Origin of the sequence: Shewanella metallivivens (assembly GCF_028750675.1) — a bacterium.
GTDB classification, from domain to species: Bacteria; Pseudomonadota; Gammaproteobacteria; order Enterobacterales; family Shewanellaceae; genus Shewanella; species Shewanella metallivivens.
The window spans coordinates 66,467-88,874 of sequence record NZ_JAQQPZ010000005.1 but is presented as its reverse complement, the minus strand read 5'-3'; the positions used below and the strand labels follow the sequence as shown (position 1 = coordinate 88,874).

Annotated in this window: 17 protein-coding genes and 3 tRNA genes; 12 read left to right on the top strand and 8 right to left on the bottom strand. The window is 42.6% G+C overall.

What is annotated here, in order from left to right:
- Positions 1–2: 2 nt before the first annotated feature.
- Entirely contained in the window at positions 3–497 is a 495-nt protein-coding gene (locus tag PQR79_RS08490; RefSeq protein ID WP_238103330.1) for a peptidylprolyl isomerase, read from the bottom strand.
- 143 nt (positions 498–640) lie between these two features.
- Between PQR79_RS08490 and cysS the strand changes: the two genes are divergently transcribed.
- On the top strand, positions 641–2,020 hold the full coding sequence (gene cysS, locus PQR79_RS08485; protein WP_238103329.1) for a cysteine--tRNA ligase: 1,380 nt from the start codon (positions 641–643) through the stop codon (positions 2,018–2,020).
- Between the two features lie 88 nt (positions 2,021–2,108).
- Here cysS and folD read toward each other — a convergent pair whose 3' ends face one another.
- Complete coding sequence (gene folD / locus PQR79_RS08480; RefSeq protein ID WP_238103328.1) at positions 2,109–2,963, bottom strand: bifunctional methylenetetrahydrofolate dehydrogenase/methenyltetrahydrofolate cyclohydrolase FolD; 855 nt, start codon at positions 2,961–2,963, stop codon at positions 2,109–2,111.
- A 281-nt stretch (positions 2,964–3,244) separates the two neighbouring features.
- Between folD and PQR79_RS08475 the strand changes: the two genes are divergently transcribed.
- From PQR79_RS08475 to PQR79_RS20275, 10 genes are all read left to right on the top strand, one after another.
- Positions 3,245–3,321, top strand: a tRNA-Pro gene (locus PQR79_RS08475).
- Positions 3,322–3,415: 94 nt separating this feature from the next.
- Positions 3,416–3,492: transfer RNA gene (locus PQR79_RS08470), tRNA-Arg, on the top strand.
- Between the two features lie 8 nt (positions 3,493–3,500).
- Positions 3,501–3,576, top strand: a tRNA-His gene (locus PQR79_RS08465).
- Between the two features lie 385 nt (positions 3,577–3,961).
- Positions 3,962–5,266, top strand: coding sequence for a trigger factor (gene tig, locus PQR79_RS08460; protein WP_238103326.1), 1,305 nt, complete (start codon positions 3,962–3,964; stop codon positions 5,264–5,266).
- A 90-nt stretch (positions 5,267–5,356) separates the two neighbouring features.
- Complete coding sequence (gene clpP / locus PQR79_RS08455; RefSeq protein ID WP_238103324.1) at positions 5,357–5,968, top strand: ATP-dependent Clp endopeptidase proteolytic subunit ClpP; 612 nt, start codon at positions 5,357–5,359, stop codon at positions 5,966–5,968.
- Between the two features lie 132 nt (positions 5,969–6,100).
- Positions 6,101–7,381, top strand: coding sequence for an ATP-dependent protease ATP-binding subunit ClpX (gene clpX, locus PQR79_RS08450; RefSeq protein WP_238103322.1), 1,281 nt, complete (start codon positions 6,101–6,103; stop codon positions 7,379–7,381).
- Positions 7,382–7,511: 130 nt separating this feature from the next.
- Positions 7,512–9,863, top strand: a complete 2,352-nt coding sequence (lon, locus tag PQR79_RS08445) for an endopeptidase La (RefSeq protein ID WP_238103321.1) — start codon at positions 7,512–7,514, stop codon at positions 9,861–9,863.
- A 263-nt stretch (positions 9,864–10,126) separates the two neighbouring features.
- Positions 10,127–10,399 (top strand): nucleoid-associated protein HU-beta, encoded by a 273-nt coding sequence (hupB, locus tag PQR79_RS08440; RefSeq protein ID WP_160053351.1) that lies wholly within the window; start codon positions 10,127–10,129, stop codon positions 10,397–10,399.
- 219 nt (positions 10,400–10,618) lie between these two features.
- Positions 10,619–12,496: a peptidylprolyl isomerase gene (ppiD, locus tag PQR79_RS08435; protein WP_238103319.1), complete on the top strand. Its 1,878-nt coding sequence runs from the start codon at positions 10,619–10,621 to the stop codon at positions 12,494–12,496.
- 116 nt (positions 12,497–12,612) lie between these two features.
- Complete coding sequence (locus PQR79_RS20275) at positions 12,613–13,518, top strand: AraC family transcriptional regulator (RefSeq protein WP_238103318.1); 906 nt, start codon at positions 12,613–12,615, stop codon at positions 13,516–13,518.
- Between the two features lie 61 nt (positions 13,519–13,579).
- On the opposite strand, the gene PQR79_RS08425 is transcribed toward PQR79_RS20275, so the two are convergent.
- From PQR79_RS08425 to PQR79_RS08415, 3 genes are all read right to left on the bottom strand, one after another.
- Complete coding sequence (locus PQR79_RS08425) at positions 13,580–14,824, bottom strand: DUF819 family protein (protein WP_238103317.1); 1,245 nt, start codon at positions 14,822–14,824, stop codon at positions 13,580–13,582.
- A 13-nt stretch (positions 14,825–14,837) separates the two neighbouring features.
- Positions 14,838–15,716, bottom strand: a complete 879-nt coding sequence (locus tag PQR79_RS08420) for a LysR family transcriptional regulator (RefSeq protein WP_238103362.1) — start codon at positions 15,714–15,716, stop codon at positions 14,838–14,840.
- A gap of 190 nt (positions 15,717–15,906) precedes the next feature.
- Positions 15,907–16,962 (bottom strand): porin, encoded by a 1,056-nt coding sequence (locus PQR79_RS08415; protein WP_238103316.1) that lies wholly within the window; start codon positions 16,960–16,962, stop codon positions 15,907–15,909.
- Positions 16,963–17,233: 271 nt separating this feature from the next.
- Here PQR79_RS08415 and PQR79_RS08410 point away from each other — a divergent pair, with 271 nt between their 5' ends.
- Positions 17,234–18,994 (top strand): flavocytochrome c, encoded by a 1,761-nt coding sequence (locus PQR79_RS08410; protein WP_238103315.1) that lies wholly within the window; start codon positions 17,234–17,236, stop codon positions 18,992–18,994.
- Positions 18,995–19,325: 331 nt separating this feature from the next.
- On the opposite strand, the gene fabV is transcribed toward PQR79_RS08410, so the two are convergent.
- The 3 genes from fabV to PQR79_RS08395 all read right to left on the bottom strand — a co-directional run bounded on the left by fabV (position 19,326) and on the right by PQR79_RS08395 (position 22,407).
- Positions 19,326–20,528: an enoyl-ACP reductase FabV gene (fabV, locus tag PQR79_RS08405; RefSeq protein ID WP_238103314.1), complete on the bottom strand. Its 1,203-nt coding sequence runs from the start codon at positions 20,526–20,528 to the stop codon at positions 19,326–19,328.
- A gap of 105 nt (positions 20,529–20,633) precedes the next feature.
- Entirely contained in the window at positions 20,634–21,419 is a 786-nt protein-coding gene (locus tag PQR79_RS08400) for a peptide ABC transporter ATP-binding protein (RefSeq protein WP_238103313.1), read from the bottom strand.
- Entirely contained in the window at positions 21,400–22,407 is a 1,008-nt protein-coding gene (locus PQR79_RS08395; RefSeq protein ID WP_238103312.1) for an oligopeptide/dipeptide ABC transporter ATP-binding protein, read from the bottom strand. The genes PQR79_RS08400 and PQR79_RS08395 overlap by 20 nt, the downstream gene beginning before the upstream one ends.
- Position 22,408 lies beyond the last annotated feature (1 nt).

The window sequence follows — 22,408 nt, the reverse complement described above, 5'->3', positions numbered from 1 at the left end:
AATTATGCTTTTACACTAACGTTGTTGATAACAACAGCTTCTAATGGCACATCTTGATGCATGCCACGGTTGCCTGTAGCAACGGCTTTAATTTTTTCAACAACATCTATACCTTCAACGACTTCACCAAATACACAGTAACCCCAGCCTTGGCTTGTTTCTGATTTAAAATCAAGGAAAGTGTTATCGTTGATGTTAATGAAAAACTGAGCGGTTGCAGAGTGCGGATCAGAAGTACGCGCCATCGCAATGGTGCCTTTGCGGTTTGATAAGCCGTTGTTTGCTTCGTTTTTCACTGCTTCGTTACTACGCTTTTGCCCCATGTCTTCGGTAAAACCACCCCCTTGGATCATGAAACCGTCGATAACCCGGTGGAAGATAGTGTTGTCATAAAAACCGTCTTCGACATACTTCATGAAGTTAGCCACCGTTAAAGGGGCTTTTTCAGCGTCAAGTTGCAATGTAATGTCGCCAAAATTTGTGTGTAAAGTAACCATTAATATTCACCTAGAAAAAATAATTTGCGCGATTCTAACTTATCTTCGTTGCGGCATAAAGTGCAGTGTTCAAAACGGGTGACATCATGGTAGACTCACCGATAACATTTACCGTTATAAATTAGTGTAAAAGAGAACTTTCGATGTTGAAGATTTACAATAGTATTAGTCGTGAAAAACAAGTGTTTAAACCAATAACCCCTGGCAAAATTGGCATGTACGTGTGTGGCGTGACAATTTACGATTTGTGTCATATTGGTCACGGGCGTACTTTTGTATCGTTTGACATGATAGTCCGTTATTTACGTTACATTGGTTATGACGTTAATTTTCAACGCAATATTACTGACGTTGACGACAAAATTATTAAGCGCGCCGCTGAAAATAACGAATCATGTGAAGCCCTTACAGAGCGTTTAACCGCTGAGATGCACCGCGACTTTGATGCATTAAATATGCTTCGCCCAGATTTTGAACCTCGTGCAACACTGCATATTGCGGAAATTATCGACATGGTGCAATTGCTGCTTGACCGTGGTCATGCCTATGTTGCTGCTGATGGTGATGTGCTCTTTAGTGTTGCTTCTTACAAAGATTATGGTCGTTTATCAGGGCAAAACCTAGATCAATTACAAGCTGGTGCTCGTGTTGAAGTTGATCAAAACAAACAAAACCCAATGGATTTTGTGTTGTGGAAAATGTCTAAGCCTGGAGAACCTACTTGGGAATCTCCATGGGGCCCTGGCCGTCCAGGTTGGCATATTGAATGTTCAGCGATGAATAGCAAACATCTAGGTGTACATTTTGATATTCATGGTGGTGGCAGTGATTTACAGTTCCCACATCATGAAAACGAAATTGCTCAGTCTTGCTGTGCCCATGATACGCCGTATGTTAACTACTGGATGCATTCTGGTATGGTGATGGTTGATCGTGAGAAAATGTCCAAATCGTTAGGCAATTTCTTTACTATTCGCGATGTACTTGAGCATTATGACCCAGAAACTGTGCGTTACTTTCTATTGTCAGGCCATTATCGCAGCCAGTTAAATTATTCAGAAGATAATTTAAAGCAAGCTCGTGCTGCACTAGAGCGTTTATATACCGCGCTTAAAGATTTAGATTTAACCGTTGCCCCAGCCGATGCTGAACACTATGTCACTAAGTTTAAGCAAGCGATGGATGATGATTTTAATACACCAGAAGCTTACTCAGTGTTATTTGATATGGTTAGAGAAATTAATCGCCTTAAATTGACTGATATGGCTGCAGCATCAGCGCTTGGTGTCAGTCTCAAACAATTAACAGATGTATTAGGTCTTGTGAGTCAAACACCTGATGCGTTCTTTAAGGGTGAGGGCACAGATGATGAAGTGGCTGAAATTGAGGCTCTCATTGTTGAACGCAATCGAGCTCGTACTGAAAAAGATTGGCCAGCAGCTGATGTCGCCCGAAATCGTCTTAATGAACTTGGGGTGATTTTAGAAGATGGCCCAAGCGGCACCACGTGGCGTAAAAAATAGTTCGAGAGAGTCATAAACAAAAAGCCTGCAGTTTTTGCAGGCTTTTTTGTTTATCGGTTTCGCTTATCGCTAAACTCATCTGGGGAACTTAACTATGGTATTTCTCGCAAGCATACAAGGTATTTTCTAATAAGCTCGCAATCGTCATAGGGCCTACGCCGCCAGGCACAGGTGTAATAAAGGCCGCATTTTGCGCAGCCACGTCATATTCAACATCACCAACTAAGCGGCCATCGGCTAAACGATTAATGCCAACATCAATGACAATTGCACCTGGTTTAATCCACTCACCAGGAATAAATCCAGGCTTGCCTACCGCAACAACTAATAAATCCGCCTGACGCACTTTTTGCTCTAAGTTTTTAGTAAAACGATGACATGTCGTTGTAGTACATCCGGCTAATAACAGTTCTAATGTCATCGGGCGACCAACAATGTTAGAAGCACCAACAACCGTAGCGTCTAATCCATACGTATCGACACCAGTAGATTTGATCAATGTCATGATGCCCATGGGTGTACATGAGCGTAGCACGGGGATACGTTGTGCTAAACGGCCTACATTATATGGGTGAAATCCATCTACATCTTTGTCTGGGCGAATACGTTCGATGACTTTTGAGTCATCAATATGCCCAGGTAGTGGCAACTGAACTAAAATGCCATCGATTGCAGGGTTATCATTACACTGGTCAATTAATGCCAGCAACTCTGCTTCTGATGTTGATGCATCAAGGTCAAATGATTGCGATTCAAAACCGACTTCTTCACAAGCACGGCGCTTACTACCCACATAGACCTGTGATGCAGCATCGCTACCCACCAAAATAACCGCGAGCCCAGGTGCCCGAAGACCTGCTTCTTTTCGTGCGGCGACTTTTTGTTTAAGGGTACTGCGAATAGATTGTGCAATGGCTTTACCGTCAATAAGTTGAGCAGTCATGGCTGTAGGGTTTCCTTTGAATGGCGCAGGTTGAGGCTAGTGTGAAAATCGGGGCTATTCTAACAGGCGATTAAAAGAGTGTCATTTGCTAGACAAGGAAATACAGTGAATAAACTATTCGCGCTATGATGCTAATCACTCTTTTTGCTGTTAAATTCAACATATAGACAATTAGCTCAAAAAAATCGTTGACGATAACAAAGTGACTCGTTAAGATGCGCTCCGTTCTCGAGACAAGATGCTTACTTCATTGTGCTGGTATCTTTGAGAATAGATAAACTCGGTGATTAGCGCAGCCCGGTAGCGCATCTGCTTTGGGAGCAGAGGGTCAGAGGTTCGAATCCTCTATCACCGACCAAATTCAATTATTTGTTTATGTGTTAACTAAACAAATAATCAAACAAGTGTTAAGCTTGTTTTGCCAGACAGGAAACAGCAAATTGCTGTGCCATGCGCCCGTAGCTCAGTTGGATAGAGCACCCGCCTTCTAAGCGGGTGGTCGCAGGTTCGAGCCCTGCCGGGCGTACCATTTCAGTGGTGATTGTAGCTCAGTTGGTAGAGTCCCGGATTGTGATTCCGGTTGTCGTGGGTTCGAGCCCCATCAGTCACCCCATTTTTCTTTGATTAAGCCAAACTCTAGGCGGTAGCTAAGCCAGAGTGTGATAATCGTCATCAAAGAAACCTTCGTGTTAAATATTTCATCGACCACCTCATAAAACAATTAGCACATTAAACGTGCAAACACGTCAAAATGGCTCAAAGTCGGCCCTTTTATCGCCTAAATCGACCTTTTCAGGCTCGACTATGCGAAAAACGGTGGCTATAATGTCGCGTCTTGATAAATATCAAAAATAAGCTACCTGAACCAACAGCGTCTTCAGCATCATTAATATCGCTGTGCTGGCGGCCTTAGCTAAACACACGGTCAAGAAACGAATATCAAATAGTTGAGTTGTCGACTATTACAAAGAACGTTAGACATATTTCGAGGTAAAACAATGCAAGTTTCTGTTGAAACAACTCAAGGCCTAGAGCGTCGCCTAACTATTTCTGTACCTGCTGAGCAAATCGAGAAATTGGTTAAAGACAACGTATTACGCGAAGCAAAGCGTGCACGTCTTCCAGGTTTCCGCCCTGGTAAAGTACCAGTCTCTGAAATCAACAAGCGCTATGGTAAAGCCATTCGTCAAGACATCACTGGTGAAGTGATGCAGCGTAACTTTATTGAAGCAATCGTAGCTGAAAAATTAAACCCAGCAGGTGCACCAGTATTTACGCCTGGTACAACGGAAGGTGATACGTTTGAATTCGTTGCTACGTTTGAAGTTTATCCAGAAGTTGCATTAACGGGACTAGACACTATTGCCGTTGAACAGCCACACGCTGAAGTAAACGAAGCAGACGTTGATACCATGATTGAAACATTACGTAAACAACACGCAACTTATGCCGTTGTTGAACGTGAAGCTGCTGATGGCGACAAAGTTAAAATGAACTTTGTTGGTTCTATCGACGGTGAAGAGTTTGAAGGCGGCAAAGCTGACGATTTCGAACTTCAAATCGGTTCAAACCGCATGATCCCTGGTTTTGAAACGGGTGTTGTTGGTCACAAAGCCGGTGAAACTTTCGATATCGAAGTGTCATTCCCTGAAGACTACCACGCTGAAAACTTAAAAGGTAAAGCGGCTAAATTCGCGATTACCTTAACTGAAGTTCAAGGTGCCAGCTTACCGGAAGTGAATGACGAATTTGCTTCACTATTCGGTATTGCGGAAGGCGGTTTAGAAGCGCTTAAAGCTGAAATCCGTAAGAACATGACTCGTGAGCTAGAGCAAGCGCTTAAAGCGAACGTAAAAGAGCAAGTGATTACTGGTTTATTAGCCGCTAACGAAATTGCGATCCCTAAAGCATTGGTTGATGGCGAAGTTGACGTGTTACGTCAGCAAGCTATGCAACGTTTTGGTGGTCAAACAGAAAACATGCCTGAGCTTCCAGCTGAATTATTCACTGAGCAAGCAGAACGTCGCGTTAAGATTGGTTTGCTATTAGGCGAAGTGATCAAAACTAACGAGCTAAAAGCTGAAGATGATCGTGTCAACGCATTGATCGAATCTATGGCTTCTGCGTATGAAGATCCATCTGAAGTTGTAGCGTACTACAACTCAAACAAAGAACTTATGCAAAACATGCGCAATGTAGCGCTTGAAGAGCAAGCTGTTGAAGCCCTGCTAAAATCTGCTCAAGTAACTAAAAAAGAAGTTGCTTTTGAAGAATTTATGAACAAGGCTACAGGCAAAGCGTAAGCTAAGCTTGACTTAACAAGGCGTTCGCCATTTATAATGGCTCGTATGAGGTTCCTCATGCGGGCCATTTTTATTTTAGGGAAATGAATAATGCATAAAGCACCAGAATCAGTACTCAATGCGCTTGTACCTATGGTTGTTGAACAAACAGCGAAAGGTGAACGTTCTTATGATATTTACTCTCGTTTATTAAAAGAGCGTGTTATTTTTTTAGTTGGCCAAGTTGAAGAACATATGGCTAACCTCATTGTGGCCCAATTACTATTCTTAGAGTCGGAAAGTCCAGATAAAGACATCTACCTTTATATCAATTCACCTGGAGGATCGGTCACAGCAGGTATGGCAATTTATGACACCATGCAATTCATTAAGCCAAATGTTAGTACAGTATGTATTGGCCAAGCGGCAAGCATGGGCGCATTTTTATTAGCTGGTGGAGCAAAAGGAAAGCGTCACTGTTTACCTAACTCACGCGTGATGATCCACCAACCACTAGGTGGTTTTCAGGGACAGGCATCTGATATCGCTATTCATGCCCAAGAAATTTTAGGTATTAAAAATAAGTTAAACCAAATGTTAGCTGAGCACACAGGCCAACCGCTTGAAGTGGTAGAACGAGACACAGATCGTGACAACTTTATGAGTGCACCACAAGCGGTTGAATACGGTCTAGTAGATTCAGTTTTAACAACCCGCAGTTAATACAGGCTGATTTTTTGCTGTGACTGGGTTATTCTTCATATTAATGAATGAATAATCCAGATATACAGTCAGTATGCATATCGACAAGCAGAGCTCAGATGTAAGGTCTAGGCTGCAACCAGAGGTAGAATAATGGGCGATAACAAAAATAACGGTGACAGCGGCAAATTGCTGTACTGCTCTTTTTGCGGAAAAAGTCAGCATGAAGTGAGAAAACTGATTGCTGGCCCATCGGTATACGTGTGCGATGAATGTGTTGATTTATGTAATGACATCATCCGAGAAGAAATCAAAGAGATTTCACCTAAGCGTGATGAAGATAAATTGCCGACACCACATGAGCTACGCCAGCATTTAGACGACTACGTCATTGGTCAAGACCAAGCTAAGAAAGTATTGGCAGTTGCGGTATACAATCACTATAAACGCTTACGTAATGGCGCGGTCAAAGATGGTGTAGAGCTAGGTAAAAGTAACATTTTGCTCATTGGTCCAACCGGTAGCGGTAAAACCTTGCTGGCTGAAACCTTAGCACGTTCACTTAACGTGCCATTTACCATGGCCGATGCAACCACATTAACTGAAGCGGGTTATGTTGGAGAAGATGTAGAAAACATCATCCAAAAGCTACTGCAAAAATGTGATTATGACGTTGAGAAAGCGGAGCGTGGCATCGTTTATATCGATGAAATCGACAAAATTAGCCGTAAATCAGACAATCCATCGATCACTCGAGACGTATCTGGTGAAGGCGTACAGCAAGCTTTGCTTAAGTTGATTGAAGGCACTGTCGCTTCTGTGCCACCTCAAGGCGGCCGTAAACACCCACAACAAGAGTTTTTACAGGTTGATACCTCCAAAATTCTGTTTATTTGTGGCGGAGCTTTCGCAGGGCTTGAAAAAGTGATTGAGCAACGCGCTCACACTGGTACAGGTATTGGCTTTGGTGCAGAAGTAAAAGGCGAAGCTGATAAAGCAACGATTTCTCAGATTTTAGGCCAAGTAGAACCTAGCGATTTAGTTAAATTTGGTTTGATCCCTGAATTTATTGGTCGTTTACCTGTTGTTGCGACGCTAACAGAGTTAGATGAAGCAGCACTTGTACAGATTTTATCTGAGCCTAAAAATGCGTTGACTAAGCAGTATGGCGCGTTGTTTGAAATGGAAAACGTAGAACTTGAGTTCCGCGAAGATGCATTACAAGCCATTGCTCATAAAGCGATGTCACGTAAAACTGGTGCGCGTGGATTACGTTCAATTGTTGAAAGCATCTTGCTTGATACCATGTACGATATTCCATCTACCGATGGGGTTATTAAAGCGGTCATTGATGAGTCTGTGGTTAAAGGTGAGTCAGCCCCTATCTTAATTTATGAAAACACCGACACTCAGGCAGCTTCTGGCGAACAATAATTGTTCTAAAAGCTAATAAACTGAAAAATAAGGAGTCCATTGGGCTCCTTTTTTCGTATTGACCATTGAAACTGACAACAACACCCCAATATACTCAGTATTAGTCTATTTCATTAAACGGAATCGAGCCATGACCCAAAAGCGTGAAGCGCATATCGAACTCCCCGTATTACCACTGCGAGATGTGGTGGTTTATCCGCATATGGTAATTCCGCTATTCGTAGGACGGGAAAAATCCATTCGTTGCCTAGAATCGGCAATGGAACAAGACAAACAAATTTTATTGGTTGCTCAGCGTGATGCTGATTTAGACGAGCCAACCAAAGACGATATTTTTGATATTGGCACCGTAGCGTCCATTTTGCAGCTATTAAAACTACCTGACGGCACGGTAAAAGTACTCGTTGAAGGTGGCCAGCGTGCAAAAGTTACCCGCTACACTCAAGAAGAAGAGTTCTTCGCAGCCACTGCCGAATACCTTGAATCGCAAGCATTAAGCGACAAGGAAGAAGAAGTATTAGTTCGCAGTGCTATTGGCCAATTTGAAGGCTATATCAAACTTAATAAAAAAATCCCGCCAGAGGTGCTGACTTCATTGTCGGGTATTGATGAAGCCGCGCGTTTAGCCGACACCATGGCCGCGCACATGCCGTTAAAGCTTGAAGACAAGCAATCGGTATTAGAAATGATCAACGTCGGTGAGCGTCTTGAATATTTAATGGCGATGATGGAATCGGAAATTGACTTATTGCAAGTTGAAAAACGTATCCGTACCCGCGTTAAAAAGCAGATGGAAAAAAGTCAACGCGAATACTATTTGAATGAGCAAATGAAAGCGATTCAAAAAGAATTGGGCGATATTGATGAAAGCCACGATGAATTTGAAGTATTGGCGCGTAAAATTGAAGAAGCTGGCATGCCCGCAGACGCAAAAGAAAAAGCCAGTGCTGAATTGAATAAACTAAAAATGATGTCACCAATGTCAGCAGAAGCCACGGTAGTACGTAGTTATGTAGATTGGATGACATCAGTGCCTTGGAAGCAACGCTCTAAAATTAAGCGTGACCTAGCCAAAGCGCAAGAAGTGCTCGACACTGACCACCATGGTCTTGAAAAAGTCAAAGAGCGCATTCTTGAGTATTTAGCGGTACAAAGCCGAGTTAAACAACTTAAAGGCCCAATCTTGTGTTTAGTAGGACCACCAGGTGTCGGTAAAACATCGCTTGGTCAGTCGATAGCAAAAGCCACTGGGCGTAAGTATGTACGTGTTGCACTCGGCGGCGTACGTGATGAAGCAGAAATTCGTGGTCATCGCCGTACTTATATCGGTTCTATGCCGGGTAAAGTCATCCAAAAGATGTCTAAAGTTGGGGTTAAAAACCCACTATTCTTACTCGATGAAATCGATAAAATGAGTTCTGACATGCGTGGCGACCCATCGTCGGCATTATTAGAAGTGCTTGATCCAGAGCAAAATGCGACCTTTAACGACCATTACTTAGAAGTCGATTACGATTTATCTGATGTGATGTTCGTGGCAACGTCAAACTCAATGGATATTCCAGGTCCCTTACTTGATCGTATGGAAGTGATCCGCTTATCGGGATACACCGAAGACGAAAAACTTAACATTGCAAAACAGCATTTATTGCCAAAACAAGTTGAACGTAATGGCCTTAAAGCGAAAGAGATCAAGGTCGATGACAGTGCTATTTTAGGTATTATTCGTTATTACACCCGAGAAGCGGGTGTGCGTTCATTAGAACGTGAACTCTCGAAAATATGCCGTAAAGTGGTTAAGCAAATCTTATTAGACAAAACCGTTAAAGTGGTTGACGTTAATCAGGACAACCTTAAGTCATTCTTAGGTGTGCAGCGTTTTGACTTTGGTAAAGCAGAATCGAGTAACCAAATTGGCCAGGTAACCGGGCTTGCTTGGACTCAGGTTGGCGGTGATTTATTAACAATCGAAGCCACCTCTGTCGCCGGTAAAGGTAAGTTAACCTATACCGGTTCGCTCGGCGATGTCATGAAAGAGTCGATTCAAGCTGCGATGACGGTTGTGCGGGCTCGCGCTGAAAATCTTGGCATTAATAACGATTTTTATGAAAAACGCGATATTCATGTGCACGTACCTGAAGGTGCAACCCCAAAAGACGGCCCTTCAGCCGGTGCGGCAATGTGTACTGCACTAGTATCAAGTTTAACGGGTAATCCTGTGCGTAGTGATGTGGCCATGACAGGTGAAATAACCCTGCGTGGTGAAGTACTTCCAATTGGTGGTTTAAAAGAAAAATTACTCGCTGCACATCGCGGTGGAATTAAACACGTGTTGATTCCTAAAGAAAATGAACGTGATTTGGAAGAGATTCCTGCAAATGTGATTGCTGATTTAACCATTCATCCTGTGCGTTGGGTCGATGAAGTCTTGAAATTGGCGCTTGAACGACCAGTTGAAGGCTTCGAAGTGGTTAAAAAATAGCTTATTGGTTAAAAAATTGCTGTAGAGCATAAAAAAAATGAAAAAAGGGGCTTAACAAAACGCTGACCTGTGGTAGCCTAGGTCTGTGGAGAGTCAAGTGCACCAAGCCCTTGGGGCATCTGACTTTGAGCTGTATCCAATTTCATTTTTTTGGTTTTCATACTAAGTTTGATGTGTTATCAAGCTTATTAAAATAAAGCCTCCGCAGACCGCTCTAAACACGGATTTGGTTGCGGCGCGACAATAACATTCAAGGGGATGACATGAACAAATCTGAACTAATCGAGAAAATCGCATCTGGTGCTGATATTTCTAAAGCTGCTGCTGGCCGTGCACTAGATTCTTTTATCGCTGCTGTTACTGAAGGTCTTAAAGAAGGCGATAAGATTTCTCTAGTTGGTTTTGGTACATTTGAAGTACGTCAACGTGCTGAGCGTACTGGCCGTAACCCACAGACGGGTAAAGAAATTAAAATTGCTGCTGCGAATATTCCTGCGTTCAAAGCTGGCAAAGCGCTAAAAGACGCTGTTAACTAATCGTTATCAACGTAGCCTTTGTAAGGCATTCGTAATACAAGCACTGCTTATGCGGTGCTTTTTACGAAAAGCAATATTGTTATGCGAGGCATAATAAATATTGGGAGTATTGGGTCATACCCGTGGTAGCGTCTGATAACTCCATATAATTTACATTAAGGCGCATCCACAAGGTGATGCGCCTTTTTATTTTATTAATCGCAACAAGCGAGAATTCAGATGTTAGAAAAAATCCGTGAAGGATCACAAGGAGTTGTTGCTAAAACAATTCTTGTGCTTGTGATACTTTCTTTTGCTTTTGCCGGTGTGAGTAGCTATTTAGGCTCTAACACGGGCGTTCCTGCTGCCATCGTTAATGGTGAAGAAATCAGCGCTAGTGAGTTGGAAAACGCTTTCCAAAATGAGCGCTCACGCATTGAGCAGCAACTCGGTGACATGTTTAACACATTAGCCGCAGATGACAATTACATGAATGGCATTAAGCAAGGTGTTTTAGACCGTTTAGTGGCCGACAAGTTAATTGATCAAGCTGCAGCCAAATTAGGGTTACGTGTTTCTGATGACCAAATTAAAAAAGCCATTATCGAAGAACCTGCATTTCAAACTGATGGTAAATTTGATAACGAGCGTTACTTAGCGGTACTTCGTCAATTAGGTTATCAAACTACCAGCTTTAGAAACATGATGCGCGTTGACATGACTCGTCGCCAGCTATTAAATGCGCTTGTAGGCAGCGAGTTTGTATTAGACGGTGAAGCAAAACAACTTGCCCAAGTACAAGGTCAAACCCGTGATATTCGTTATTTAGTGGTCGATTCTACACCGTACTTATCAAGTGTTTCAGTGTCTGATGAAGAAGCTAAAACTTATTATGATGCTAACTTAGCTCAATTTATGAGCCCTGAACAAGTTAGCGTAGAGTATGTTGAACTTAACGCTGCTGATATGGCTAAAAATAGCCAAACCACAGACGAAGAAGTGCAAGCGTATTATGACGAGCACAAATCACAATACCAAACGCCTGAAAAGCGCTTAGCTGCCCATATTTTTGTTGCGGCTACTGACGATGATAGCGCAGATAAAGCTAAGGCTGATGCCATTGTTGCTAAGCTAAATCAGGGTGAAGATTACGCTGAAGTGGCTAAGACCGACTCTGATGACCAGTTAAGTGCTGAACAAGGCGGTCAATTAGACTGGTTTGAACAAGGTGTGATGGATCCTGCGTTTGATGAAGCATTATTTGCACTACAACAAGACCAAGTTTCACCGGTTGTTAAAACTGAGTTTGGTTATCACATCATTAAGTTACTTGACGTGCAAGCAAGCCAAGCGACAGCGTTTGATGATGTTAAAGCTAAAATTGTTGCTCAGCTTCAAGAGAAGCAAGCGTTAGACGTATTTTATGGTCTACAAAGCAAACTTGCTGACACCAGCTACGAGATCCCAGATACCTTAATTGATACTGCGCAAGCGGTCGGTGCTAAAGTGCAAACTACAGCGCTGTTCTCGCGTGATAATGTGCCAGCTAAATTCAATAATCCTGAATTTATTAAAGCAGCATTCTCTGACCAAGTATTGGCCAGTGGCATGAACAGTGATGTGATTGAGTTAGCGCCAAACCATGTGGTTGTTATTCGCGTTAAGCAACACAATATGGCAGGAACGCAACCATTTACGGACGTTAAAACGGCTATCGTAGATCGCTTAAAACAAGATAAAGCTAACGAAACTGCACGAGAAAATGCGGCAGAGTTTATGGCTCAGTTAAAAGCGGGTAACGAGACATTAACCGGCGCAACATTAACTTCATTACCGGGTTTAGGTCGTTTTAATCAAGATATTGACCAAGCCATCACTAACAAGGCCTTTAAGATTGCTGCACCTGCTGAAAACAGTGTATCAATTGATACCGCAGCTCTAGCAACGGGTTACGCAGTGATTGTGGTTGATAAAGTGAATGAAGCTCAAGGCATTAACGACAACTTAATTAATACCCTTAAGCAACGCTTATCACCTCAAAACAGTGAAGCGGATTACCGTGCTGTGATTGCTACGCTTAAAGCGGATGCTGACATTGAGTATCCTGTAGTTGAGTAATTAATTGATAGCGAATTAAGTTAACCTCAATTCGCTTTAGTCAGTTAAATTAGTGAAACAGAAAAGACCTAGGCATACTGTCTAGGTCTTTTTATTTTGTTAATGAAGGAGAAGCCGTGGGCCACAAACTCGATCAGTCATTCGAAAAAGCACTCGCCTATATAGATACGCATATAGCAGTCCCGCTGGATATTGATTCTCTTGCAAGCATTGCAGAACTACCCGCCAGCCATTTCCAAAATTTGTTTTACTCATTGTACCGTTTGTCGATAGAAGATTATGTTGAGTTACTTAAAAGTTTACAGGCTGCTCATCAATTAGGGTTTGGCGAACAAATTTCACTAGAGGCTATCGCAATAAATCTGGGTTATAACAATGAAGCTGACTTTGTGGGCTCGTTCACCCATAGCATTGGCCAAACTCCGAAATCATTCAGGCAAGCACCCGACTGGAATAACTTTTTTACTAAACAACAACCGCTCAAAACGTTCCAGTCTCCTCAAGATGGAATGTTCTCTGCAGACGTTGAGATAGTGTCAATGGATGCCTTAACGCTTGCTAGCGTTACGCACAATGGCCCTGAGAAAACTGTACCCAAGACCATTGAACGTTTTATACAATGGCGCAAAAAATATTCCGTAGGGCCTAGTGTTGGCCGAACGTTTAATTTAGTGCACAGCCTGCCACAAGCGCAGCTATATCATATGGATATTGGTGTATCACTTGATGAAGAAACGCGTTTGAGACTAGCAAGTACCGGGTTAATTCAAGAGGGTGTTGAGACCAAAGTGATTGCTGAAGGACGTTATGCAAAGTTAGCGGTAAAAACAGATGAGCAACATCCTCATATCAACACAGTATTGCATGCTGGAGTGGATTACCTTTACCGCATTTGGTTAAACGAGCACCCATACTCACTCCGCAATAGCCCATTAATGTTTGAACGGCTCAATATTGGTGGAGTTGCAGAACCAGGTGTTGAATTACAACAATCGGTCGATATTTTCCTTCCTTTGCAATAGCCTTTGTTTTTTAATCAATGAGCCGTCATAGATGATTGGCGGCTATTTAGGGATGACGTTTTTATTGATTAATCATGCGCATTAACTCGGCGCAAATCCACACCATATAATTTGCCCATGCATAGCCAAATACCGAGAACATCACCGCAACAGGAGCTAAGTGGCGATTAAACGCCATGGCAACTATCGGCGATGATGCCGCACCACCGATACAACATTGGCTGCTAATGGCCATGTAAGCTAATGGCGCTTTCATGGCAATTCCTGCAATCAAAATCAGTATGGCGTGAAAGCTAAGCCAGACAAAGCCAATTGCAAAATAGATTGGAAAGTCATTAATCATGGTTAAGTCCATTTTTAATCCCATGGTGGCGATTAACAAGTACAATAACACGGTTGAAATTTTAGAGGCTCCTTGGCGCTCTAGCCGGCGTACTTTGGTGTAAGACAATATAATACTCACACTGGTAACAATGATAACAATCCAAAAAAAGTGCGATGTGAAACTTAGCTTCTCTGATTGAGGGTAGTGCAGACTAAAAAATGGCACCAAGAGATCTGCGCCGAAATGGGCTAATCCTGTCACGCCAAATGCCACCGCAAAAATCGCCATATAACTGGATAGAGTCGGTAATGGTTGCTTAAACTTCGATAATGCTTGATCACGTAAGTTAATGCTTTCAACCAGCTTATTTATGCCATTATTGTCAGCCTTGAGTTTGTTGTCTATTAGGTTGGTGTGATTGGCACAAAAGAGTAAAAATGACATCCAAAGCGCTGAAAACACCACGTTGACGGAGATCATGATGGCAAACATATTGTCATCAACGGCATAGACTTCTTTCATGGCCAGTTGATTAGCTGTTCCGCCGACCCAGTTGCCCGCAAGGGTCGCCATACCACGCCAAGCCGCTGCGCTGCCCTCCCAGTTTAATAACTCAGGAGCCAGTATTGAAAACACATAAAGCGAAAAGGGCCCGCCTAAAATAATCCCCAAACTGCCGACAATAAACAGCACAATTATTTTAGGGCCAAGCATTAACATTGACTTAATATCGACGCTAATAATGAGTAAAGTTAGGCAAGCTGGCATGATATAGCGCGATGCAATGCTGCCCAGCTGACTTGTAGAAGTATCAACTAGCCCAAAGGTGTTGAACAGTGATGGCACCACATAGCATGCCACCATAACAGGCACGTAACGATAAAAAGTTTGCCAGTAACGATGGGGACTCCCATTGGTATAGAAAATAAGCCCTAATGTTATTGCAAGGAGCCCTAAAATAACCGGATCTTGATTAATCATCGGACGCAGTACTTCACTTTGGTAAGCTAAAGTCTAAAAATTCTCTGGTTAAGCGATCTAATGGGTCATCTGAGCGATAAATAGACCAATAATGGCGAGAATAGTCCCAACAATTCAGCGGTAACTCAACTAAGTCACCTCTAATAATTTCTTCTTCAACGGCTAAAAGCGGTAATACACTCACGCCCACTCCAGTGCCGATAGCGCGTTTTATCGCTCCCATGGTGTTCATTGACAACTCTTGGTTAATGGTAACGTTGGCACTTTTGAGCAATTGGGTATTTCTTATCCGCGATACAGAGATCGTTTCGTCCATTACCCATAATTGTTGTGACAGTAATTCGCTGGTGATGTGTTCTGAGACTAATGGATTGTTAGCGCCTGTAACGATGCATAATCGGTCTTTTAACCAAGACTCATGCAATAAATTTTTATGTACAGGTTTGGCATCAACAAAGCCAAGGTCGAGTTCTTTCTCTGCAACCATTTGCTCAATGGTTAAGCTATTGTTGATCACTAACTTCACATCGACAGACGGATGTTGCTGTTTAAATAAGGGGATTTTGCGTGACAATACGTAATTGCCAGCGGTTTTACTGCAACCGACTTTTATCGTGCCTCTAATGGCCGTACCTTGCGCAAAAACATGTTCTAATTCTTTGCCTTTAGATAGCATTTCATTGGCATAAGGTAAAATAACCGCGCCATTGTCATTGATGGTTAACCCACTGCTGCTGCGTTCAAATAAACGACTGCCCAATGAGTCTTCTAAATCACGCAACGCCATACTAACGGCGGGCACTGACATATGCAGTTCTTTTGCTGCTTTAGAAATTTGACCACAATTATGGATGGCTTTAAAAATGGATAGTTGCTTTAAGGTAATTCTCATAAGCATATTGATAATGGCTGATATATGAATTATACCTCGCACATTATGCTCTCGCGTACAAAGGTTAGTGAAAATGTTAGAAATGTTAACAAGAGCATGTTCCCAACGTATTTGCGTTATAAAAAGCCAGGTTAAACAGCAATCAATTGTTTAACCTGGCTCTGCGGGGTGCGATATATAACGTTTAGGATTAGAAGTTAAATCTTACACCGATAGTTGCGATGCTATCATCTTCCAAATCAATAACAGTACCTGAGTTATCGATTTGATATTCACCGTCATACATGGCGTAGTGAGCTTGAAGCATGGTCGACTTTGATAATTGATATTCTGCACCAAATACTAACGAAGTCACCTCAACATCAGTTGCTTGATTGAAGTCCGCTGATGATGCTACTGCTGAGTTATATTTAATGAATTTACCAAATCCAGCTTCGTCTTGACCATATTCAACTTTTAAATCAACACCGTTTAAATCGTAAGTCACTGTGAAAAAGTACGAGTTACCTTCTTTTTGGTCGTATGTCTGGCTTTCAGTATTTTGGAATAGGCCACCAACTTTAAATTTGCCCATTTTAACTTGGCCAACAGCACGGTACGCATCAACACCACCGATAGTGTTGTATGCACCTGCTACATAATAGTTTTGCTTTTTAAGTTTTTTGTCACCAGCAATCACACTAATAGCATATTGGGTTTCATCACTGCCCTCGTAGTTATCATCGATTAAATAGGTGCCGTTAACGGTAAATACGCCACCAAAAGTCGGTGAGTAATAAGTAATGCCGTCTGCCTTTCTGTCTTGACCTGCAATCATACGGTTATAGGCTGCGTTGGTAAGATCGAACGCTTCAACATTACCCTTAGAAGATTTCATAACCGTATCATTACGGCCTACTAATACGGTGCCCATTTTTGACGCTATACCTAAGTAGGTACTTCTTGCTTTAAATACCTCGTCATCACCTTCATTTGTTGCGCCGTTTACTTGTACTTCCATTTGATAAAGCAGTTCGTAATCGTCATTGATTTTCTCACTTCCCTTTACACCCACACGGCTAAAGTTGTTCTCTAAAACGGTGCCAGCTTTTCTATTTTGAGTGGTAAAACCATGGTCGGAATTGGTTAGTGTAATGTCTAAACGACCGTATCCAGTTGGTGAATCAGCTAGCGCACTGATTGAGGTTACTGATAGTGCAGATAGTAAAGCTACTGATAGTAAAGATTTTTTTGTGTTCATAGTCATCTCTTCTCATTAGTTTAATGTTTTTGGAATGAGTGGGCTTTCTCGTTGTGTTGAAAGCATGGGCTAATGCTAAAGACTAATTTCAGAGGGAACATGAACGTGGGTCACAGCACGAATTTTAAAGCAGCATTTTAAGAAACTCTGAACAGGGTTTCACAATAACTTAACCAAATTCCAAGTTTGATGTGTGTCTAAGTTTTGGTATCTCTTTGTGGGTAACCTTGCACTCAACAACAGCAAGTAAAAATCTACATAAGAAAAGGAACGAACAATGAAACTAAAATACTTAGTCTCAGCGATGGCGGTGATGATGCTATCTTCTGGTGCTGCAGTGGCGAAGTCTGACAACCTCGCGTCATTTCATGCCGAAATGGACAGCTGTCAGTCATGCCACACTAAACCGGTAAAAGTGAGCGACAGCGAAACTCATGAAAACGCCCAGTGTAAATCATGTCATGGTGATTATGCTGAACTAGCAAATGACAAATTACATTTTGATCCGCACACATCTCACCTTGGTGACATTAACTGTACTTCTTGCCACTCTGGTCACGATAAACCTCAGTTAACCTGTAACAACTGCCACAACTTCGATATGGAAATGCCTTTTGCAGACACTAAAGCGAAGAAAAAATGGGACGGTGCTTGGGATCAAGAAAAAATCCAAAAAGCCATTGATAAAGGCCCTGTAGAAACCGTTGATGTGATTGTTGTCGGTGGTGGTTCTGCTGGTTTTAACGCCGCTATCTCTGCCAAAATGGCGGGTGCGAAAGTCGTCTTATTTGAAAAAGCAGCATACACAGGTGGTAACTCAATGCTTGCTGCAGGTGGTATTAACGCCGTTGGTACACCACAGCAGAAGAAAAAAGGCATTGAAGATAAAATTGAATGGTACTACGAAGATGCGATGAAAGGTGGTCGTTACCAAAATGACCCTAAATTAGTCCAAATCTTAGCAGAAGAGTCTGCCGGTGCAGTTAAATGGCTTGAGTCATTGGGTGCAAACATGGACGATTTAAAACGTTCTGGTGGTGCTCGTGTTGAGCGTACTCATCGCCCATCAGGTGGTGCTTCAGTTGGGCCGCACATCATTGACACATTACGTAAAGCCGCTGCAGAGCGTAATATTGATGTTCGCGTAAACTCTAGAATTGAAAAAATTGTCTTAAATGACGACAAATCAGTTGCTGGTGTTGTGGTTCACGGTCGTCATTCTGGTTACAACATGGTTGCAGCAGATTCTGTCGTATTAGCAACCGGTGGTTACGGCATGAACAAAGAAATGATTGCTTACTACCGTCCAACAATGAAAGACATGACCAGCTCTAACAACGTAACCGCGACTGGTGACGGTGTATTACTGGCTAAAGAAATTGGTGCGTCAATGACTGATATTGATTGGGTTCAAGCGCATCCAACAATTGGTAAAGACAGCCGTATCTTAATCTCAGAAACAGTGCGTGGTGTTGGCGCAATCATGGTAAACACCGATGGTGAGCGTTTCATCAATGAATTAACCACTCGTGACCGCGCATCTGATGCAATCTTAAAGCAAAAAGATCAATATGCTTGGTTAGTATTTGACGAGCAGTTAGTTGCTAAGAAGAAAATGGTACGTGGTTATGATCATTTAGGCATGCTAAGTAAAGGTAACACTATTGAAGAGTTAGCTAAAATTACTGGTATGAGCAAGTTGCCTAAAACTGCAACGGATTACAATAAGTATCAAGCTGCAGGCAAAGATGACGCGTTTGGTCGTGATGATATGCCACTTAACTTAAGTAAACCGCCTTTCTACGCAGTTAAAGTTGCTCCTGGTATTCACCATACTATGGGTGGTGTAGCAGTAGATACCGATGCTAACGTATTAAACCTACAAAGCTGGAAAATGTCTGGTCTATTTGCTGCAGGTGAAGTGACTGGTGGTTTACACGGCTTTAACCGCTTAGGTGGTAACGCGATTGCTGACACTGTTGTGTTCGGTCGTATTGCGGGTAAAAATGCTGCTAAGCATGCTTTAGAGAAAAAGTAGTAAATCGTTAAATTCATCTTTTATCCCTTGCGTTACTTTGGGTTAAGCCATTTGGCTTAACCCTTTTTTTATGCAGTAGAGCGTTAAAACCAATTCCACTCATTATCAGGTCATTCAGCGGGAGTTCTGTGTCTTCTAGGCAAGTCATAGGATTCATCGGCAACGGCTACTGCGTTAAACTGGACAGTCTGAGCGACTCTGATGGGCCACATCATTACTGTAATTGGTATTATTGTTTTGTATTCGGAAGGGGGGGGCATAAAAAAGCCGCAATGCAGTGCATTGCGGCTTTCGTTAATTTAACCTATTTTAACGGGCATAAACTTGATAGTTACAGCTCAATGACATCAAATTTAACGTTAGGATCGACGTCCGCGTCATAATCGATACCGTCAATACCAAAGCCGAACAGTTTTAAAAACTCTTCTTTGTATTCATTGTAATCGGTTAATTCACTTAGGTTTTCAGTGGTCACTTGTGGCCATAAATCACGGCAGTGTTGCTGAATGTCTTCACGCAATTCCCAATCGTCTAAACGCAGTCTGTTTTCGCTATCAACGACAGGTGCTTGACCATCTTCACGGTATAAACGTTCGGTAAACAAACGGTAAATTTGTTCCATACATCCTTCATGAAGACCTTCTTGACGCATCTTTTTAAATACCATAGCAATGTACAGTGGCATGACAGGAATGGCTGAGCTGGCTTGAGTTACGACGCTTTTTAGTACCGCGACGTTAGCAGAACCACCTTTCGGAGCTAATTGGTTGTTTAACGCATGTGCTGCACGGTCCAAATCCATTTTGGCTTGGCCAAGTGCACCGTGCCAATATATTGGCCAGGTTAACTCAGTACCGATGTAGCTGTAAGCCACGGTTTTACAACCGTCAGCTAATACGCCAGCATCGCTTAACGCGCTCATCCATAATTCCCAATCTTGGCCACCCATAACGGTTACGGTATCGGCAATTTCTTGCTCCGTTGCAGGCTCTACCGAGGTTTCGATAATCGTATTTTTGTTGGTATCCACAGCCGTTGCTGAGTAGGTTTGGCCAATGGGTTTCAGTGACGAGCGAATAACTTCGCCAGTGTCTGGTAATTTACGCACCGGTGAAGCTAATGAGTACACCACCATGTCGATTTGACCTAAATCTTGCTTAATAAGCTCAATGACTTGTTGCTTAGCTTCATGGCTAAAGGCATCACAGTTAATGCTTTTAGAGTATAAGCCTTCCGCTTTTGCAAACTTGTCGAATGCTGCTGTGTTGTACCAGCCGGCCGTTCCTGGCTTGGTCTCTGAGCTTGGTTTTTCAAAAAACACACCGATAGTTGCAGCGTCGCTACCAAAAGCCGCCGCGATGCGTGATGACAAGCCATAACCACTAGAAGAGCCAACAACAAGGACTTTTTTAGGGCCATTGGCTATTTTGCCTTTCGCTTTAGTGAGTTCAATTTGTTCTTTGACATTTGCTTCACAGCCAACAGGGTGAGTTGTTGTACAAATAAAGCCACGGATTTTAGGTTTAATAATCATATTTTGGTTTCTTCCTTTAATATTGGCTCTAGGATAATTAGTTCGACGCCTAAATGGCACTGATTTTTGCGAAAATCAGGCTAAAATCACAGTGGTTGGAGCAGTTTAGCGTCGTTGCATAAATTGACTTTGCTCTTGGATCAGGCGTTGTGTGTATTCATGTTGGGGTGACGTAAACAGTGCTTCTGTGGTGGTTTTTTCCACCATTTGACCATTTTGTAACACCATCACCTTATCACTCACATGGCGGACGATATTTAAGTTATGCGACACGAAAATATACGACAGACCCATCTCTTTTTGTAACTTTAACAACAGATTAATGATTTGAGAGCGTACCGACATATCCAAAGCCGTTAATGCTTCGTCAGCAATAATAATTTTAGGGTTGAGCATTAATGCACGCGCAACAGCAACACGTTGCTTTTGTCCTTCGGACACCATATGCGGATAAAAGTCAGCATGTTCTGGCAATAACCCAACTTTACGTAAGGTTTCGAAGACTAACGTTTTACGCTCATTGGAACTTAGCTGAGTATTAAAGCGCAGTGGTTCTTTCAGTAAGTTGCCAATCGATAAGCGTGGATTGAGTGAGGTGGTGGGGTCTTGGAAGATCATCCTAATTAAACGGCAGCGCTGTTTTTGGTTGCGGGTTTCTAATGCTTCACCTTCAAAGAAAATCTCACCACCGCTGCGTCGCTCTGCACCCACTAAAATACGGGCTAAGGTACTTTTACCCGAGCCAACTGAGCCAACAATCGCCATTGTTTCACCGCGCCCAAGCTCAAATGATATTGGTGATAATGCTTGATAATATTGAGGTTTGAACCGTTTATAGCCAGTTAAGTACTGCTTACTTAAGTTGGTGACTTTAAGCAATGGCGTCGTCATCTTCTTGCTCACTTTGATAAGGGAAATGGCAGGCAAAATAGCGATCTTTTATGTGTTCAAGATGTGGCTGTTTTACGCACTTACGTTGTGCTTCTGGGCAGCGTGGGCCGAGACGACATCCAGCAGGTAAGTGCTGCATCGACGGTGACGACCCTTGCAATGTGGGTAAATCGGCTTTGTGGCGCATTTTTTGGGTATGGTCAGGTAAGTTTTTCAACAATGCTCGGGTATAAGGATGGAAAGGCTGTTCGGCCATCGCCGCTGCCGGCCCTGACTCCATCACCTGACCACTATATAAAATGGTTAGGTTGTCACACCAATTAACCATAATTTCAAGCTCGTGACTCACCAGTAATATCGACACATTTTGCAATTGATTTAATTGTGACAACAACCTAAAAATTTGCGCTTGAGTGTTTAACTCCATCGAGTTTGTCGGTTCGTCTGCGATTAACAGCTTTGGGTGATTAGCTACCGCCATGGCGATCATGACTTTTTGGCATTCACCTTCAGAAAGCTCCCACGGGTAACATTTCATCAATTTTTTAGGGGTTTTAATGCCCACTTTGTGTAGCCATTTTTGTGCATTCAAATAGGTATCGCGATGACGTCGCCAAAAGGGCACGTTTTTATTAGGCATCATGGCTTCAATAATTTGGCTGCCAATGGTTTTAACAGGATCTAAACTGCCAGAAGGGTCCTGAAATATCATGGCAATGTCGCAACCCATTAAACAACGTCGTTCTTTTGCTGTCATTTCAAGTAAATTACGACCGTCCCACATCATTCGGTCTGCAAAGATGTGCCAATTAGGGCCAAGTACACCTAAAATGGCTTTTGCAAATAAGCTGCGTCCTGAGCCTGACTCTCCAAGCAAACCATGAATTTCACCGGGGTTGATTGTCAAACTCACTTTTTCGAGTACTTTGACTCGCCCCTGTGAGGTATCAAGTTCGATGGTGAGGTTACGCACGTCGAGTAATGGCATA

What these genes read in the sequence shown, in the direction of transcription:
- PQR79_RS08425 (WP_238103317.1), bottom strand. Translation starts at nt 14,824, where the DNA reads ATGATTAATCAAGATCCGGTTATTTTAGGGCTCCTTGCAATAACATTA.
- folD (WP_238103328.1), bottom strand. Translation starts at nt 2,963, where the DNA reads ATGACTGCTCAACTTATTGACGGTAAAGCCATTGCACAATCTATTCGC.
- clpP (WP_238103324.1), top strand. Translation starts at nt 5,357, where the DNA reads ATGCATAAAGCACCAGAATCAGTACTCAATGCGCTTGTACCTATGGTT.
- PQR79_RS08415 (WP_238103316.1), bottom strand. Translation starts at nt 16,962, where the DNA reads ATGACTATGAACACAAAAAAATCTTTACTATCAGTAGCTTTACTATCT.
- PQR79_RS08400 (WP_238103313.1), bottom strand. Translation starts at nt 21,419, where the DNA reads ATGACGACGCCATTGCTTAAAGTCACCAACTTAAGTAAGCAGTACTTA.
- ppiD (WP_238103319.1), top strand. Translation starts at nt 10,619, where the DNA reads ATGTTAGAAAAAATCCGTGAAGGATCACAAGGAGTTGTTGCTAAAACA.
- PQR79_RS08490 (WP_238103330.1), bottom strand. Translation starts at nt 497, where the DNA reads ATGGTTACTTTACACACAAATTTTGGCGACATTACATTGCAACTTGAC.
- clpX (WP_238103322.1), top strand. Translation starts at nt 6,101, where the DNA reads ATGGGCGATAACAAAAATAACGGTGACAGCGGCAAATTGCTGTACTGC.
- PQR79_RS08420 (WP_238103362.1), bottom strand. Translation starts at nt 15,716, where the DNA reads ATGAGAATTACCTTAAAGCAACTATCCATTTTTAAAGCCATCCATAAT.
- cysS (WP_238103329.1), top strand. Translation starts at nt 641, where the DNA reads ATGTTGAAGATTTACAATAGTATTAGTCGTGAAAAACAAGTGTTTAAA.
- hupB (WP_160053351.1), top strand. Translation starts at nt 10,127, where the DNA reads ATGAACAAATCTGAACTAATCGAGAAAATCGCATCTGGTGCTGATATT.
- PQR79_RS08395 (WP_238103312.1), bottom strand. Translation starts at nt 22,407, where the DNA reads ATGCCATTACTCGACGTGCGTAACCTCACCATCGAACTTGATACCTCA.
- lon (WP_238103321.1), top strand. Translation starts at nt 7,512, where the DNA reads ATGACCCAAAAGCGTGAAGCGCATATCGAACTCCCCGTATTACCACTG.
- fabV (WP_238103314.1), bottom strand. Translation starts at nt 20,528, where the DNA reads ATGATTATTAAACCTAAAATCCGTGGCTTTATTTGTACAACAACTCAC.
- tig (WP_238103326.1), top strand. Translation starts at nt 3,962, where the DNA reads ATGCAAGTTTCTGTTGAAACAACTCAAGGCCTAGAGCGTCGCCTAACT.
- PQR79_RS08410 (WP_238103315.1), top strand. Translation starts at nt 17,234, where the DNA reads ATGAAACTAAAATACTTAGTCTCAGCGATGGCGGTGATGATGCTATCT.